The following is a 16,962-nucleotide window of genomic DNA, read 5'->3' as shown; positions in this document are numbered from 1 at the left end:
GGGATTGTTACGGTCTGCCGGTGCCGATGAATGTTCGCGTCATCGGGATCGTGATCGAGGAAGACGAGATTCTGCTGCTGGACCAGGACACCGAAGGTGACCGGTCCTGGTCGCTGCCCGGCGGCAAGGTGGAGCCCGGGGAGACGGTCGAGGAGGCTCTGGAGCGCGAAGTGCGGGAGGAGACCGGTCTGGAGATCCGGGTCGGGGACCTGCTGTACGTGTGCGATGTCGTGAAGGCGCAGGTCGTTCACCTCACCTTCCGGTGCCGCCGGGTGGGCGGCAAGCTGGGGGCGGTTAAGGCCGGGGCAGACACCCGGCCGATCCGTGCGGTCGAGTTCGTCAAGCTGACGGACCTGCCGTCGCTGGGGTTCGGCGAGCGGTTCGTAAAGTTGGCCCGGGCCGGGTGGCCAAACGCCGGGTCATACATGGGCCCGAAGAGCAACATCGGGCTATAGCGCCCGCACGGCCCCCATATCCAGGTCGGCCAGCGTGCGACTGCGCAGGGCCCGATCTGTCATGCGAGCGGTCCGCAACCAGTCCGCAAGAGGCCGTCTGAGGACGGGGCAGCGGTGCGAGATGTCGAGAGGCCGTCAGGTGGCTCCATGGAAAGGTCCAGGTCACCGGCTTGATCGCCGATCATGACCGAGGATCTCCATGACCACGCGGTGCGCGGCGGCTGCCTCCCATCTGCGCAAAAACATCATCACGGACAAGTCGCACACCACCTCGATGGACCCGGCCCATGGCCCGATGCACGACAGTTGGACAGATCGATATAGACGGAAGCGCAAACTGTCCTCAATGGATAAATGTCGCCCCTTGACGAGGGGCTTCTCTCGCAGTCTAATCTGGTGATCAATTAGGGGAGGCCCACTTGGGGGAGAGTTCCAGTTCGCTGTTCCGACGTGGCAGGGGTTCCTCCTGATAGCGGCTGCCGACTCAAGGGCGCGCGCACCGCGTCGCTATGGCCGTTTCTGATTATGGGCTTGCGCCGTCTCCCGACGTCGAAGTCGTCCTCGGCGCTGGCCTCGTCAGCGGTCGGCACCCGAGGTTCACGCGTCGGCTCGCGCCGCAGTCGGGATTCCGAACAAAGCCATCGGCATTTGCCGCCCGGTAAAGGCGGCAGGCCGGCACATCGATTTTGCCTCGGCCAGCGTGTGCAGGCCGTGCAGGACCCTGGGCGCAACCGGCCGCCCCGGTCCGTTGGAGATATCGACTCCCGGAAGGAATCGTAGATGAGCATGAGGTTCGTGAGTCGGCGGCAGTTCCTGCGCCGCCTGGGAGGCGCCTTTGCTGCCGGAGCCGGCATCGCGTTGTTTCCGGCCGGCTTTGCCTCGGCGTCGCCCAATGGCAATCCAGCGTCGGCCCCTGGACAAACGGGCGGCGGACCGGCGTATCCGGGAGACCCCGGTTTTGTCGCCAGGACGCCAGGGGAATTGGATGCCGCTAGAGCCAGTTGGGAAACGCCGGAGTATGGCTACTACACCGGTCACAATCCTTCCAATCCTGGCACAGCGATCGATTCCCCATGGCAGCTCGTCGCGGTGAACGCGTCCACCGCCTACGCCCTTGGCTACCGCGGGCAGGGCGTCGCGCTGGGGCATGATGGATTCGGGCTACCGGCCCACCCACGAAGGATTTCAGACCGGGTTGATCGTTCCGGTGAGGGCGGAGGGTTTCTACGGGACGTCCGGCTTCGGGTACCGGAACTCAGCAACCCCGGCGAACCCGTTCACTGCGGGCCAGAGGTTCACCGTGGCCGGTGACCAGGCGAGAACAAGTGACTACAGCCACGGGACCGGCATGCTTGGCGTCACCTCCGGCGTTCGCGACGGCAAAGAGCAGCACGGCATCGCCTTCGGCTCGACGATGTACGTCGCCATGACCGGCGGTTCCGATACCCAGTCCCACGGCCCTTTCCACGATTACGTGTACTGGCATACGGCCAACAAGGCCCTGGTCGACGCGGGCGCCCGGGTCATCAACAGCAGTTGGGGCTCTTATGTCCAGACTCTTGACAGAAGCCGCTTCGACGGCCTAGGAAACGACCTCGGGATCGGTGGCAACCTCGCCAACGCCTACCAACTGCGCGGCAAAGACAGTGCCAGCGCCACGGCGATGGCGACCATCGTCCCCAGCGAGTACCTCAAGGATCTGGAGTACCAGTTCTTCCTCTTCAAGAAGAGCTATTCACAAGACGGCATCCAGTACAACCCGGACTACCCCGGACGCTCCTTCATGGATGCCATCTGGGACGCTATCAGGGATAGCGGCGCCGTCAACGTGAGGTCGGCCGGCAACAACGACTGGAGCAACCCGTACTTCCGCCCGGCGTACCCCCTCTTCAACCCCTCGGCGGAAAAGCAGTGGGTATGCGTCGGCGGGGTGCAGCCTCCCACTGCTGCCAACCCCGAATACACGAAGCAGTTCGGGTACAACGAGGCGGGGCTCGCAAAATGGTGGACCGTGTCCACCCCGTCGAACAGTGTGCGGACCACGAACAGCGGTGGCGACACCAACTATTCGAACTCGAGCGGAACGTCTCCGGCGACGCCCGTTGCGACAGCGGTGATGGGGGTTCTGCTCTCTCGCTATCCGAACATGGACGCCAAGCAGGTCCGTGAGTTGATGTTCACCACGGCGAACAACAAGATGTCCGACGGTGTGAGATTCCTCGGCACCGGGCAGACCTCCCCCACCGGGGCATCCATCGCCTGGACCGCTGCCGACGGGGTTCCGGACGAGCGCTGGGGTTGGGGTATCCCCGACCTGGCCAAGGGCATGTATGGCCCCGGCCAGTTCCTGAGCCCCATGATCTACAAAATGGACAAGGTGCCCTTGGACGTCTGGTCGAACGACATCAGCCAGATCGCGATCAAGGAAAGGGAGAGGGAGGATCGGGAGTGGCTGGCGGCCTACAAGAAGCAGGGCATTGCCTTCGCCGGTGAATTCAGCCCCAACGTACTGAGCCCGGACGGTAGGCTCAGCGAAAACGCCTTCCTGCTTCAGGGTATTTTGGCCGATCCTCACGTCCAAGCCATCACCAACGGCCACCCGGAACTGTACGACAAGATCAGCTACGAGGATGCCGCCCAGTGGCGCAAGGAATGGATGGACGCGCGCGCGGCCTACATTCAGAACAATATCGACAACAACCTCTACACTGCGTCTCTGACCAAGCAGGGCTCCGGAACGCTGATCATGTCGGGCCACGCCACCTACGACGGCGGCACGACGGTTGAAGGCGGCAAGCTTTCGATCGCCGGATCGCACGCGAGCTCGATCGCCGTCAAGGGCGGCACGCTCGGCGGCAGCGGTGTCGTGGGAGGCAGCATCCAGGTCGACAGCGGTGTGTTGCAGCCCGGCCTCTCGGCCGCGGAAGTGGCGTCCGCAGTGTCCATCACTCTCACCGAGGTCGCGCAGGGCAACGTCCTGAAGGTCGGCGGCGATGTGACCATCAGCCGAGCGGGTCGCCTCGCCATCACCATTTCCGGCGACCACGACTACACGAGCGTGCGGGCGGCGGGTGCCCTGGTGCTGGACGGCGAACTCACCCTGGACATTCGCGCGCCCATCACTCCGGGCACGGTACTGACGATCATGAGTGGAGCCTCGATCAAGGGCCACTTCCATTCCATGCCGGAACGGCGTGTCCTGAACGTGGGCCACCACATGTTCCGGGTGTCCTACCGGGACGCCGAGATGACGCTGACCGCCCTGCGGACGCTGCCCGGGGCACGGTCCGGCAACGCCTAGCAATAAGTGGCCCGGTCAGCCAGGCTCAGGTTCGCCTGAGCCTGGCTGACCAGGCCCTTGCCCGACCTGGCGCGTTGACGAAGCTGCCACCACTGCGCAAGCACAGAGGCACCTCGTGGACGAGGGGTGCAGCCAACCGAGTAGCCAAACCACCGGCCGTCAGCGGACGATGACGACCGGGACGCCAGGTTGGTCAGCTGTGGCAGACGACTCGCAATGCGTAGGTCGACGGTTCGATTCCATCAGGCGGCTCGGTGCAGAAGCCCAGGTCATCGGCCTGGGCTTCGCCGTTCCAAGGTTGATCACGCCGCCGTCCGTTGGTGCCGGGCCGCGTCCCGCCCGAAGACCCGGAAACGATGCCTCCGGCGGCTACGCCCCGACGGGAGGCCAGAACTCGTCGTCCTCCTCGTCCGGCGACGAAGGGGCGTACTGGCGTAGAGCGCCGTTGCGAATCATCCAGACGCGGAAGAAGAACTCCTCCTGGTCCATCACGAAGAGCTGCGCGGCGTTGGGATTGTGCCAGGCCACGGACCCGAAACGCGCCACGACAGCAGTGAGGTCGGCGTGGTTGAGCGCACCGGCGAACACCTGACATTCGGGGTTCTTGTGCCCGCCCCACTGGTTGTCCACACCGGTGATGAGGCGCAGGCTACCGCAACCGCCCGAACTCGCGCCCGGTTCACGACAGCGGCACTGGGTGTCGAGCCAGCCGATGAACGCCTGCGCGTTCGGGCGGTCCGTCGGGCCCACCGACAGCATCACGTTGGCGACCCAGCTCATGAACCGGCATCCCAACAGGCCGGCGAGTGGCCACGTCGATCCGGTCCCGACCGGTGGTCTTGTTGCGCTTCTGAACCCGCCGTGGCGGCCGTCAGTGGGGTGCTCCACGACAGTCCGATGAGGAGGCCGATCCGTCTCCTGTTTCGAGATGCCACGGCGGAGAATGTACGCCAGGGATCGGCACCGGTTGTTCGGCGCTCGGCGAGGGGGGATCGGGGTCGACATGCGCTGGCTGCTTTCGGGCCGGCAGGTCGGCACGGCGACGGATCGACGAGCCGCGCTGACCGAGTCGGCGTGCCGCCGAATCGGCCGTCCGGTGCGCCGCACCTGCGACTGAGGCACCGGTGGATGTCGTTCGGTCGGCCGTTCAGCCCACAGCCCTCTTGTTTCCGGCCCTACCGTGCCATTGCGCCGTAGTGATGGACCGGTTCGAATGTCTGCATGTCTTCGTGGGCGCCCGGCTCCTTTCTGGATCGGCTCGAGCCGGAGGTGCAGGGGAAACTGCTGGCCCTCGGCATCACGCGCGTCATCTCACCGGGCCGGCGGATCTTCATCGAGGGCGGACGGGACACCCACGTCGAGATCATCCAGCAGGGTGTCGCCAAGGTGACCATGTCGGTCGGGGGCACCGAGCAGCTGTTGGCCGTACGCCTCCCGGGTGACCTCGTGGGCGAGTTCGCCGCGCTCACCGATGGCCAGCGAATCGCGACCGTCACCGCCTGCGGGGAGGTCCGGGCCACTGTCATCCAGCAGGCTGCCTTCCGTGCGTTTCTGAGTCGGCATCTCGAGGTGGCGAACGAGGTGACCGCCACCGTCGGACGGCGCCTGCACTGGGCCAACCTGCGTCGCGCCGACTTCAGTGCGTTTCCGGTGCCGGTCCGGCTCGCCCGGGTGCTGCTGGAGCTGGTCGAGGTGATCGGCGAGCCGGATGACGGCGGGTTGCGCATCGCTGTCGAACTGACACACGCCGAACTCGCGACGCTCGTCGGCGCCGTCGACGACACCGTGCAGCGGACGCTGCGCGGGATGCGCGACGACGGCGTCATCCGGACCGGCTACCGCCGGATCACCGTCACCGACCCCGATCGGCTCCGCCGACGTGCCGAGGAGGCCCTGTGACCTCTACCTTGAGCGTCCGGTGGCACGATCCGGTCGCTGCGGTCGCGCATCTGCGGGCCGCCGCACCGGAGGACGTGACAGCCGCGCTGGAGACGCTGTCCCGGGCGGAGCCTCCGCTGGACCGCGCCGAACTGCTGGCCCGCGCGTACGCACGGCTGCGTCGCTACGAGGTGGACGGCGATCCGGAGACGCTGGTCCGCGCCCAAGCCGACTTCGCCGCCGCCGCGTTCACCGGCCCGGAGCGTGCCGTGGTCGGTCAGGCCCTGGTCCTGTGTGCCTTGCATGCCGCCATGCGGGGTCAGGAGTTCCGGGCCGCCCGCGAACACGCCACGATCGACTCGATCGGGCTGGAGGAGACGGCTGCGGCTCTGCTTCACGGCCTGGTCGACACCGGCGCCGTGCTGACTGACGACGCCGACTTCGACGCGGACGACGCGTTCGACCGGGCCGACGAGTTGGTGGCCCGTACCGCCGGGGGCCCGTTCGCGTCGGCCGCCGTGGCGCTGCGGATGGCCCTGCTGGTCAAGCGCGGGCAGGATCGGAGTTTCTACGACGACGTCCGGCAGGTCCGCACGCGGGTGCAGGCAATGCTCGACGCCGGGGTGACAGGTGAACAACGGCAGTTCGCCGAGATCATGCAGGAGGCTGCCGAGATTCTCGCGTCCACTCAGCGCGGCGAGACCGGGGAGGCGTTCGACTCGCTGCAGCGACTGATCGACCTGGTGGACCGGCTACCGCCGGACGCACCCAGCACCCTGGCGCTGCGTCGGTACCTCAACGCGGGTGCGATGGTCATGGAGGCGCCCGGCGGACACACGCCCGGTGTCGAGCCGGCGCAGCGCCACGCCGTGGACGAGCCCGGCCTGTCGGCCGGCGAGCGGGCGTTCCGCCTCTTCGTGTCCGGCACCGGCATCTGCCGCAAGGCAGTCGACCGGCGCGACGCCGACCAGTTGGCCCGCGGTGTGGCTCAGCTGCGCCGGGCCTCCGACATCGCGCCCGCCGACTACCCGCACCGACCGATGATCGACGCCACGCTGGGCCGGTTCCTCTGCGCGCGTTACGAGCTCGGCGCCGGCCGGGAGATGCTGGACGAGGCACTGCGCCGGCTCACGACGGCCCGCCGGGCGGCCGGCGACGTGGCGCACCCGATGTGGGCGTTCGCCGAGATGGCCTCGGCGCACGCGTACCGGCTGGCCGGCCGCCGCGCCGAGGGCCGGGAGACCGGGAAACGCGCGCTGCGCGGCCACGCCTGGAGCGTGCTCCTGCAGGCCGGTACCGCCGACGCCACAGCCGCCGCCCGGCATGCGGTGGACGACGCGACCGAGGTCGCCCGCTGGTGCCTCGCCGACGGCGACGCCGGCGGCGCGGTGGCCGCGCTCGACGCCGGGCGCTGCCTGATGCTGTACGCCGCGACGGTCACCACGGGGATCCCCGCCCGGCTGCACGCGCTGGGCCACGACGAGCTGGCCCGCCGCTGGCAGACCGGCAGTGCCGACCCCGACGTACGGCGTGACGTGCTGGCCGTGCTCACCGGTGCGCACCTCGGCGACGTGCCGGTGCCGGACGTGCTGGACCCGCCGTCGCTCGACCAGATCCGGACGGCGCTGCGGGCGATGCGCCACGACGCGCTCGTCTACCTGGTGCCCGGGCGCCTCGGGGTGCCCGGTGCGGCGGTGATCCTGCCGAACGGCAGCGAGCCGTTCGCGCTGTCCCTGCCGTCCCTGGTGGAGTCCGACGACGACCCGGTGCAGCGATACAGCCGCCTGCTGGCGGCCCGCGACGCGGGCGAGGTGGGCGGCGAGGACACCGGCGACGAGACCGCCGATCCGGTCACCAGGTGGCGGGACGCCCTGGACCGGCTGGCGGGGTGGGCGTGGCGCGTGGCGATCGGCCCGCTGCTCGCGGAGACCGGGCGTTGGGGCCTGTCCCGGGCGCCGCGGCTGCTGCTCGTACCGATGGGCCGGCTCGCCGCCGTGCCCTGGCACGCCGCGCGCGACCACGACGGCTGGTACGCGGTGCAGCAGGCCGAGTTCTCCTACGCGCCCTCGGCGCGGCTGCTCTGCGAGAACGCCGACCGGCCGCCGATCCCGCAGGACGGAAGTGGACTGGTGGTCGGGGATCCCACCCACGACCTGCCGGATGCCCGGACCGAGGCGCTCGCCGTGCGGGCTGCGTTCTACCCGGACGCCGAGCTGCTCGTCGACGACGCGGGCAGCTCCGGGGCCTCGCCGACGGCCACCCCCGAGGCGGTGCTCGCCTGGCTGCGCCGCGCCGGCCAGGCACGGCCGATGCTGCATCTGGCCTGCCACGGCGCGGTGGGACAGGGCATCGACGGGTCGTACCTGCTGCTGGCCGGCGGGGCCCGGCTCACCGCGGGGGACCTCCTGGAAGGCCGCAAGGACGGGGCGATCGGTGTGGTGGCGCTCGCCGCCTGCACGACAAGCGTCCCCAGCGGGACGTTCGACGAGGCGTTCAGCCTGTCCACGGCCTTCCTGGCGGCCGGCGCGCGTACCGTCTTCGGGTCGCTGTGGCCGGTGCCGAGCGACGCCACCTCGCTGCTGATGTTCATGGCACACCACTACCTGCGGGCGGAGGGTCGCCGGCCGGCGGACGCGCTGAACCGGGCTCAGCGGTGGATGGCCGACAGAGAGCGCACGGTTCCGGCGGGCATGCCGGCGGTGCTGGCACGCCGGGTGGCCGACCTCGACGGTGACGACCTGTCGACCTGGGCGGGATTCCTGCACCTGGGCTGGTGACGCTCACCGTCCCGAGTGGGTGAAGGCGGCCCAGGACTCCGGCCTCGCCACGGAGCCGCCGGTGGCCTGCCGGCTCAGGTCCGCCGGCATGCCCGAGGGCGCCCGGCGATCTGGGTCGAGCATCCACCGCTGAGCCTGGTGCAACGCGTCGACCGGGTCGCAGCCCTCGGCGTTGAGGAAGTGGTGGACCATGAACATCAGCAGCGAGGTCTCGGCGTCCGGCACCGCCCACAGCGACCCGAAGACGGTACGCGCGCCGGCCGCCAGGAAGGCCGTGGACAGGCTGAACGCCTCGTCGTGCTGGGTGCGCGTGACGCCGGTGGTGCAGGCGGCCAGGAACACCCGCTCGATCGACAGCTCGGCGACGCGGGACTCGTCGAGCAGCCGGCGGGCCGGCAGGACGCCACCGGCCAGCACCAGATGCCCGTCCGCGGGCCGCTGCGGATCCACCCGGCCGTGGCAGGCGAGATGCAGCAGCGACGGGCCGGGCGCGGCCGACGACACCCAGGAGAGCACCCGGGCCGGTGTGGCGGTGCCCTCGGGGTCACCGGGGACGTCGCCGCCGAGGTGGGTGCCGTCCGGGTAGAAGGCAGCGTGGACGGCTCGTGCCTCGGCGGCGGCGAAGCCGAGTTCGCCTGTCGGGTCGCCGACGACCAGCGCGGAGCGTACCGGCCGGATGGGGAAGTGGGCGCTGGTGCAGAACATGCGGGCCGAGACCGCGTACGAGACGACCAGGTCCTCGATCGCGTAGCGCCGGGCGGCCCCGTCGCTGCGGTAGGCGGCGTGCCAGGGAACGGTGGCCAGCAGGCCGAGCGGAATCAGGACGAGGCGTGCCGGTCGGTCCCCGCTGCGCCACCGTTCCGCGTGGGCGACCAGCCGGTCCATCGCCGACGACCAGGCCCAGGCGCAGATCTCGTCGATCGACGCCGTTTCCGCCTGCGGCTCGGCCGGCTGGGCGTCGCGGAACCGGCCGGTGTGCCATCCGAAGCCGGCGGCCGCGTCGAGCCGCAGGTCGGGCAGGGCGAGGACGTCGACATCGCCGTCGCGGGGTACGAGCACCGCCGCACCCGAGGCGTCCGGCGTGGTCGGCACCAGGTAGACGAGTGCGTCGGCCCCGACCGCGGCCAGGGCCGCCCGGATCTCGGCGGGCCGGGCCGGGTGGAGGATCCCGCTCCGGTCCTCGTCGAGGAGTGTCCTGAGTGCCTGCGCCCGCAGGTCGTCCGGCACCTCGACGAGCGAGGGGACGGCGCTCAACGGCGTACCGGTGAGCCGGTCGTGTCCGTAGCCGGCCGAACGCTGCCACCGCACGGCCAGATCCTCGCGGCCGGCGGCGGCGAGCTGGTCGGCGACGAGCCGTGACGACATGGCGGCATGCAGGACCAGCCCTCGGCCGGCGTCCAGGGCGGCGATCAGGTCGTCGTCGGCGGTGTCCTGACGGCACCAGGTCGCGACGGTGACCGCGTGACCCGCGGCGTCGCGGGCGGCCGTGAAGGCGTCGTCGGTTCCGGACTGCACGAGCACCTGCCCCAGGTCGCCACGGAGGGCGCTCAGGCCGGCTTCGCGGGAGTCGGCGTGGCGGGGGCCGCCGGGCAGGTTCGCGGTCCGCAGCGCGGCGGCGTAAGTCATCAGGGTGTCCGACCAGAGGCGGTCGTCCGGGCCGCCGAGCAGGTCGACCGCCCGGGCCAGATGCCGCACGCCGCGCTCGGCCGCGGCAGTGTCGCCCGCGTCGAGGCCGGCGACACCGAGCTCGGCGCGACCGGCGAACACCGCCGCTCCCAGTTGACCGATGTGCTCCGGTGGGAGTAGCTCGATCAGCTTCCCGAGCTGGTCGGCGGCCGTGCGCAGGGCGGCTACGTCGCGTCGGGTGAGAGCCGACACGACGGCCGGCAGGAGCCGCAGCATCTGAGCCGACCGTCTCCAGGTGTCCCCGTCCGCGACGGTCTCGATCGGCTCGATCGGCTCACCGTTCGCCGCCGCGAACGTGCCGGCCAGGGCCTCGGCCACAGGCATCGCCTGCCGGGCCCAGTAGGGGAGTTCCGGATCCCGCAGCAGGGCGCGGAACTCCGCGGCGTCCGCCGCCATCTCCTCCGGGTCCCGGCCCGGGGCGCCCAGCTCCAGCAACCGGGCGAGGAGGACGGATTCCGGGTCCGGTTCACCGGCGGGCGTCCGGTGGGACCGGACCTGCTCCCCGGCCGTCCGCAGCGCACGCAGGTCACCGGAACGGGTGAACACGCCGTTCAGCATCAGGTGAAGCATCCCCAGCGCCCGGGACCGGATCTCGGGGTCTGCGTCCGGGCGCGCGAGGCTCCGGGCGGCCTGGAACCCCTCCCCGTTCTCGTCCCACCGGCCCGAATGCTGGGCTTCCCGTGCGTAGGACAGGATGCTCCGGCCGAGGTTGCGCAGGTCCACCAGCTCGGGCGACAGGCCGTCTGTTCCCTCGGTGGCGTCCAGGAGGGCGACGACCCGGTCGAGGGGCAGCGCGCCGGGGTTCCAGGCGCAGATGTGAATCTCGGCGAGGGCCAGGCCGATGGCGAACGCGGCACGCGGGTGCGGCCGGGCCTGCCGGTCGACGATCGGCCATGCCTGCCGGGCCGCCTCCACCTCACGGCATGCCCGCGAACCGCTTGCCGGCGCCCGGCCCGGTTCGCGGCGCCACTCGTCGGCCAGTTGACCGTCGCTGATGACCAGCCGCAACGTGTGGGTCTGCGCCAGCACGTCCGGGGCCGCCGGTCCGGCCGCCAGAACCCGGTCGATGCAGGAACTGGCCCTTTCCAGGTCGGACGACGCCTGGCTGATCTGCCAGCGGGCGAAGAGGACACCGGCCAGTTCCTGTCCCCACTGGCCCGGGGCCAGCTCGTCGGCCTCCTCGAGCAGTCGTACCGCCGCGTCCGCGTCCGCCGCGGAGCCGTCTCGGACGGCGCGTAGGCGCAGCAACTCGGCACAGACCGCGCGGGTCGCCGCCGCCAACTCGGCCGGCTGATCGTCGGGGGCACGGCGCAGACACGCGATCGCCTCGTCGAGATCGGCCGCGTCGTCGCGGGCCTCCCACCGGTGCCGGTAGGCCTCCGCCAGATCGACCAGCAGGTCGTAGTCCGCCGGGAGGAGGTCCGCCGCGCGGCGGCCCTCGGCAATCGGCCGGTCCAGGATCGCCGGGTCGCCCTCCAGCAGGAACTGCTCGGTGCCGGCGCAGCAGAACATCCACGCGGCCAGCGGGTAACCCGGTGTCTCAGGTGTGGCGTCGGGCAGCGCGGCAGCGAGCATCGAGTTGCCCAGGCACAACTGGTCCGTGTCGCCGAGTTGCTCCGCCAGGAGCAGGTGGAGCATGCCCGAGTGGAGCGTGACGAAGGCGGCCGAATCCGTGCCGGCCACGTCCGGGAGCAGCTCGTCGACCGCCTCGGCGGCGTGGCTGAACTCCGTCGGGCCGCTGTCCGGGCGCAGACGGCAGCGGTCCCAGTGGGCCTGGGCGAGATGCGCGGCGACCAACGCGCGTTCCGGGCTGCCCGGCGCGGTCTCCGCCCGCAGCGGCTCCCACACCGCGAGGGCCTGCTCGCTGTCGGCGGCGTCGTCGGTCAGCAGGCTGCGCCTGCCGTACGCCAGCCCGAGCTCGAATCTCCACTCGTCGGTGTCCGGGTCGTCCGGATGGTCTGCCAGCAGGCGGGTGAGCAGGTCGATGACGGCTGTCAGGTCGGCCGGGTCTTCGGTGCCCTCGGCCCGTTCGAACGCCTCGGTGAGCCAGGCGATCTGATTGTCGATCGAGGGCTCGGGCAAGTCGGCGGTCACGGCCGGCCCTCCGGAACGACGGTCCGGATCGGAACCGTGACGGTGGCCCAGTCGTACACGTCGTCGGCGGCAACCGCGCTCGCGTCGCGGTGCACCGCAGCCCGCCCCAGCCGGTCGAGCACGCCGCGAAGCCCGATCGCGTCGCGCCGCGCCGAGAGCCCCGGATCACCGAGCCGCGGCAGCTCGAACGGACGGGAGCTGAAGTGCTCCTCGGCGACGAACAGCTTCAACCAGTCCCGCACTTCCCGGCCCGGCGCCGGGGTCATGTCCGGCGGGAGACCCACCTGGACCGGGCGGCCCTCCAGCGCCGCCGCCGCACGGCCGTGCTCGACGCGTCCACCGGGGAAGAGACCCGCCCACACCCGATAGCGGTCGGTGAGGTCCAGCAGGACGAAGTGCAGCGGACGGTCGGCGTGGTTGTGCAGCCGGATGAAGACCGTGGGCGGGGTCCAGCCGTGACCCGACCAGCGGTAGTTCAGCCGTACCGATCCGTCCGGGCCGGGCCGGATCGGCCTGCGGTCCAGTGGCGCCCGGCGCTCGCCCGGCCACGCCTCCACGATCTCCACCCGCACCCGGGACGCAAGCGCGGAGAGCGGGTTGTCGAGTGCCTTGACCTGCCGCCAGCGGGCGATGTGTTCCAGGGTCTCGACGACGCGGCCGAGGGCGGCCGGGCCGCCGGCGATCTCCGGCGCGACAGGTGTGGTGTCCGTGCCGAGGATCCGGATCCGGCCGTCGGGCTCGGCCCGTACCCGGAGCTCGGGCACCTCGGCGACGGCCAGCCGTACGTGTGGGGACGGTCCCATCGCCTCGGTCAACGCGCGGACCACCGGCTCGGCGCCGTCGACCGCGACGGTGGTGGCCGGCAAGGGCATGCTCGCCAGCACCACCGGGTACTGCTTCTCCTCGTCGGGTTCCCAGCCGGCCGGCTCGACCAGGCTGCGCTCGGTGCGTACCGAGACGACCCGGGCCTCCCGGCGTACCGGCTCGCCCGCGACGGCGACACGCACCCCGTCGCCGGTGCCGGGGGGCAGGCCGTGACAGGTGCCGGCGTCGATCTCCCAGGCGCCGCGCAGGTGGCGCATCACCACGCCGGCGCCGCCCGCGGCGAGGGGACCCCCCAGGAACGGCCGGTCGCCGGGCCCGGGAACCTGTGGAAAGAGCTCCGGGACCTGGCGCGGGACCACGTCCTCGACCAGACAACGGGCCCGGGTCAGCAGGTCCCGGCTGGTGGCGTGCAGTCCGAGCCGCGCCAGGGCGCGCAGCAGCGCCCAGGTGAAGACACCGTGGGTGAGGCCGTCCAGCGGAAACTCCTGGGCGAGCTCGAACGAGCGGCAGGCGGCCAGGGCGACGTACTCCGCGTCGGCCGCGAGCGGCGCGGCAGCCACCAGGGCCGCCATGTCGGGTACGTCGTGGCGGGCGGGAACGTACCGGGCGCGGGCCTCCTGCTCCGGTACCTCGTTGCGGGCCGCGCCGCCGGCGTAGCAGCAGTCGAGCACCGCCACCGTGTGCGCGCCCCTGGCCGCCACCTCGCCGAGCAGCACGGCGAGTTCCTTGTCGTACAGGTCGGGTACGCCGTGCTCCCGGCTGTCCGCGCAGATCAGGGTCTGCACCATGCCGGTCGGTTCGAGGTACCACAGGCCGGGTGGGGCGGGTGCCTGTGAACCGTGCCCGGCGAACCAGAAGAGCGCTGTGTCGCCCGGCCCGGCGAGGCCGAGGTGCGTCCGGATGCCGTCGATGACCGTCGCCCGGGTGGCGTCGCCGTCGAGCAGCGTGCGAACCACCGGCGGTGTGTCCTTGAGCTGGGCTGTCAGCAGGTCCTGGGCGGCCGTCACATCGGCCCGGCAGCCCCGGAGCGGACTGACCGCCCGGTAGGCGTCCACGCCCACCATCAGCGCGTACACGGTCATCGTGCCGCCCACCACCGGCCGCGCCCGCGGAGGTCGCTGCCCGGCAGGTTCTGTCCGGCATCCGACTCGGCCACCTCACAGGCGTTCGGCGCCGCCGCCGAGACGAGCGGGAATGCGATGAACGATTCGTCGGCAGGCGACGGCGCGCCCGGATGCCTTTGTGTGCCGGTGATGGTCACGGGCCACTCCAGGTCAGGGGTGAAATGGCGCGCGGAACCGCGCCGGAATGGGATCGGGGAATCGGTGAGGCGGCGCAAGTCTGCCACGCCTGGGAAATGCCGACAAGGATCCGGTGGCCGCCCTCCGGTCGGGCGGGGGCGTCCATCATCGACCGTGGTCGTAGGTGGATCCCGGATTAATCCGGGATCCACCAGCAGGGACGTGGCAGGTTCGACGTGGGGTCGAGAACCGGTAGTCCTGTCAATCGGACCGGTCGTCCGGACGTCCCCACCGATCATGCGAGGGCGGTCCATTCATCTGGATCAGCGAAGGTGGCGCGATGGACCTTGCGATCCGTATCGATACGACGAAGTCTGGCGTACACGTTCCGCATTGGAAGAATCCGAGGTCCCAGGAATAATGGAATCCGCACACCGGCGACGCGTCGAGGCGCCGTTGAACGCGAAACTCGACGTCACCGGACTCGGTCGTCAACAACAGGCCACCAGCCGTGACAGGCGCAGGCGGCGGCATGCCGGCCTCTTCGAAGCGGTCCGGCGCCTCGACGGTCACCTCGACGCCGGCGCGCGGGCCGAACTGGCCAAGTGGGTGCGTGACGAGTACGAGCGCGAGTTCGGCGACGTGCCGCTCGGCTTCGTCGCCACCTGCTACCTGGGCCCGCCGTACGTCGACCACCGGCTGGACCTGTTCCATTCCATCGTCGAGCACTACGCCCCGGGCGACGTGATGCCGGAGCCGTTCGCACAGGCGCGGATGCTCGCCCGGACCGGCGCGTACGCGTACATCGAGGTCTACGCCAGCGGCACCCTGCATCCCGTACTGCCCGACGGCTCCGTCGTCGGCGGATCGGAAGGACGATCGTGAGCACGAACGACCTGGGCCTGTCCCGCCAGTTGAACCGCCTCGAGAACCTGACGGTGCAACTCAACACCCGCATCGACCTGGTCAGCGGCCAGGTGGCCAGCGTGGGGCAGCGCGCCGACGAGACACACAACGAGCTGGCCCGGCTCATCGCGGACTTCCAGCGGTTCGTCCTGGAGGCGCGGAAGGCCGACAACCTCCAGAACGCGCTGACCAACAAGGGCACCATCGAGAGCCGGCTCGAATATCAGTTCGGCCACCACAAGGTGGTCCGCCGCTCGGCGGTCGGTGTGCTCCAGGGCTTCGACGTCGGCCTGCTCTCCGAGGAGACCGTGCGCTCGGTCAGCGAGCAGCTCATGATCCAGAATCCGCGGTACTGGCTGGCCCCGGTCCTGGTCGCGATGGGCGCGTGGGCCGGTGACGAGCCGGATCTGTGCGACCGGGCGATCCAGGAGGCGTTCCGGCGCTCGCCCGGGCGCACCTCGCTGTTCATGGCGCTCGTCCTGCGTCGGCAGGGCCGACGGGAGAGTTCGGTGCGCTGGCTGCGCCAGTACCTCGCCGCGCAGGATCCGACCAGGCTGGGCCGGCACTTCGCGGTGGTGCTGGAGTGCGTCGCGCAGGGTGCGTTCGGCCCGGCCGGCCTTGCGATGGTGCAGGAGCGGCTGGAGGCCTGGCAGGCGCAGCTTCTCGACGACGAGGCGATGCGGCGGGCCCAGGTGGACCGGTGGCGTGCCGAGGTCGAGCGGCACGTGGCCGCACCCACGCCGGAGCGGTTCCCCCGCCTCGCCGCGCTCTCGCCGCAGTTCCCGGCGATGGCCGAGGCGCTGGCCCGGGCCGGCGCGCACCAGAACCTGATCACGAAGTACTCGGCGCTCGCGGCCGAGGAGCCCGTGGTGGCCGGTCAGCTGGAGGACGCCGTCGACGACATCCTCGACCAACTGGTGAACGAGTACGACGACGAGGAACTGCCGCTGCGCCGGGACTACGCGCTGAACGAGGCGATCATCCGGCACCAGGGTGACCTGGCCGCCGCGCATCAGGACGTGCCGGCCGACCTCGCCGCGCTGGAGAGCACGCTGGACTACCTGACCATCCAGTCCGAGTCGGCGCTCAACCCGGCCGGCATCGGCGTCTCCCGATCGACGCAGCGGATGGCGGTGGCGTTCTGCCACGACTGGTTCGCCACGGCGCACGCCGAGTTCAGCATGAGCTACCGGCAGGGCCTGCCGACCAACGTCGAGGCGGTCTTCCAGAGCACCCACAACCCAGGCGCACGCGCCTTCCAGCTGCCCCGCTGGGTCGGCTCGTTCACCCGGCCGCTCGCCGAGCTGGAGCAGTCGCTCGCCCAACACTGGGACCGCACCTCCCAGCCGTACCTGGCCAGTCTCGGGTTCGACTGGATGAAGCAGTCGATCATTCCCGGGATCGTCAGCGCCGCCGCGCTCGTCGTGTTCACGCTCTGTCTGCAAACCGTCGGCATCCTGCTCGGTCTGGCCGTCGCGGTGGCCTGGTTCCTGGTGCTCTACGTGCGATCGCAGACGGCCGCGACCCGGCAGCAGGAGGCGGCCCGGTTCATCGCCAAGGCCAAGCACGACTCGATCCTGCAACTGCGTGCCGCGAGCGCGGAGGTGATCGACTGGTCCACCGCGTTCCGTACTGCCGACAGCAGGGAGCCGGCGGTACGCGCGCTCATCGAGGACCTGTCCCGGTCGGGCGCCGCCGCGTCCCCCTTCGAACGCCGGGTAGCCGGCGAAGCCGACACCACCGGAGGAGTCTGAGGTGACCGGAAAGCCCGAACCGACCGCATCGGCAGTACCGGGGCA

10 protein-coding genes are annotated in these 16,962 nt (G+C 70.7%); 6 read left to right on the top strand and 4 right to left on the bottom strand.

Features of this window, described 5'->3' with window-relative positions:
• Nucleotides 1-26: 26 nt before the first annotated feature.
• Both ACFYO8_RS06020 and ACFYO8_RS06015 read left to right on the top strand, forming a co-directional pair.
• Nucleotides 27-455 (top strand): NUDIX hydrolase, encoded by a 429-nt coding sequence (locus ACFYO8_RS06020; protein WP_354868436.1) that lies wholly within the window; start codon nucleotides 27-29, stop codon nucleotides 453-455.
• 1,147 nt (nucleotides 456-1,602) lie between these two features.
• Entirely contained in the window at nucleotides 1,603-3,756 is a 2,154-nt protein-coding gene (locus tag ACFYO8_RS06015) for a S8 family serine peptidase (RefSeq protein ID WP_387256862.1), read from the top strand.
• Nucleotides 3,757-4,125: 369 nt separating this feature from the next.
• Here ACFYO8_RS06015 and ACFYO8_RS06010 read toward each other — a convergent pair whose 3' ends face one another.
• Complete coding sequence (locus ACFYO8_RS06010) at nucleotides 4,126-4,536, bottom strand: squamosa promoter-binding protein 15 (protein WP_354867969.1); 411 nt, start codon at nucleotides 4,534-4,536, stop codon at nucleotides 4,126-4,128.
• A gap of 441 nt (nucleotides 4,537-4,977) precedes the next feature.
• Here ACFYO8_RS06010 and ACFYO8_RS06005 point away from each other — a divergent pair, with 441 nt between their 5' ends.
• Entirely contained in the window at nucleotides 4,978-5,655 is a 678-nt protein-coding gene (locus ACFYO8_RS06005) for a Crp/Fnr family transcriptional regulator (RefSeq protein ID WP_354867971.1), read from the top strand.
• The gene (locus tag ACFYO8_RS06000; RefSeq protein ID WP_354867974.1) at nucleotides 5,652-8,411 is read left to right on the top strand and encodes a CHAT domain-containing protein; all 2,760 of its coding nucleotides are present in this window, start codon (nucleotides 5,652-5,654) and stop codon (nucleotides 8,409-8,411) included. The genes ACFYO8_RS06005 and ACFYO8_RS06000 overlap by 4 nt, the downstream gene beginning before the upstream one ends.
• A 3-nt stretch (nucleotides 8,412-8,414) precedes the next feature.
• Here the strand turns inward: ACFYO8_RS06000 and ACFYO8_RS05995 are convergent, their stop codons facing one another.
• The 3 genes from ACFYO8_RS05995 to ACFYO8_RS05985 are packed head-to-tail and all read right to left on the bottom strand — an operon-like array spanning nucleotide 8,415 to nucleotide 14,277.
• Entirely contained in the window at nucleotides 8,415-12,191 is a 3,777-nt protein-coding gene (locus ACFYO8_RS05995) for a CHAT domain-containing protein (protein ID WP_354867976.1), read from the bottom strand.
• Nucleotides 12,188-14,098, bottom strand: coding sequence for a caspase family protein (locus ACFYO8_RS05990; RefSeq protein ID WP_354867978.1), 1,911 nt, complete (start codon nucleotides 14,096-14,098; stop codon nucleotides 12,188-12,190). The genes ACFYO8_RS05995 and ACFYO8_RS05990 overlap by 4 nt, the downstream gene beginning before the upstream one ends.
• Complete coding sequence (locus tag ACFYO8_RS05985; RefSeq protein WP_354867981.1) at nucleotides 14,095-14,277, bottom strand: hypothetical protein; 183 nt, start codon at nucleotides 14,275-14,277, stop codon at nucleotides 14,095-14,097. Before ACFYO8_RS05985 ends, ACFYO8_RS05990 begins: the two co-directional genes overlap by 4 nt.
• A gap of 400 nt (nucleotides 14,278-14,677) precedes the next feature.
• Here ACFYO8_RS05985 and ACFYO8_RS05980 point away from each other — a divergent pair, with 400 nt between their 5' ends.
• Nucleotides 14,678-15,142 carry a hypothetical protein gene (locus ACFYO8_RS05980; RefSeq protein WP_354867983.1) on the top strand — a complete coding sequence of 155 codons (465 nt, stop codon included), beginning with the start codon at nucleotides 14,678-14,680 and terminating at the stop codon, nucleotides 15,140-15,142.
• Nucleotides 15,139-16,917, top strand: coding sequence for a hypothetical protein (locus ACFYO8_RS05975; protein ID WP_354867985.1), 1,779 nt, complete (start codon nucleotides 15,139-15,141; stop codon nucleotides 16,915-16,917). The genes ACFYO8_RS05980 and ACFYO8_RS05975 overlap by 4 nt, the downstream gene beginning before the upstream one ends.
• The last annotated feature ends 45 nt before the right edge of the window (nucleotides 16,918-16,962 follow it).

The organism is Micromonospora sp. NPDC005257, assembly GCF_042872445.1.
Taxonomy (GTDB): Bacteria; Actinomycetota; Actinomycetes; order Mycobacteriales; family Micromonosporaceae; genus Micromonospora.
This window is presented reverse-complemented; position numbering and strand designations above follow the sequence as displayed.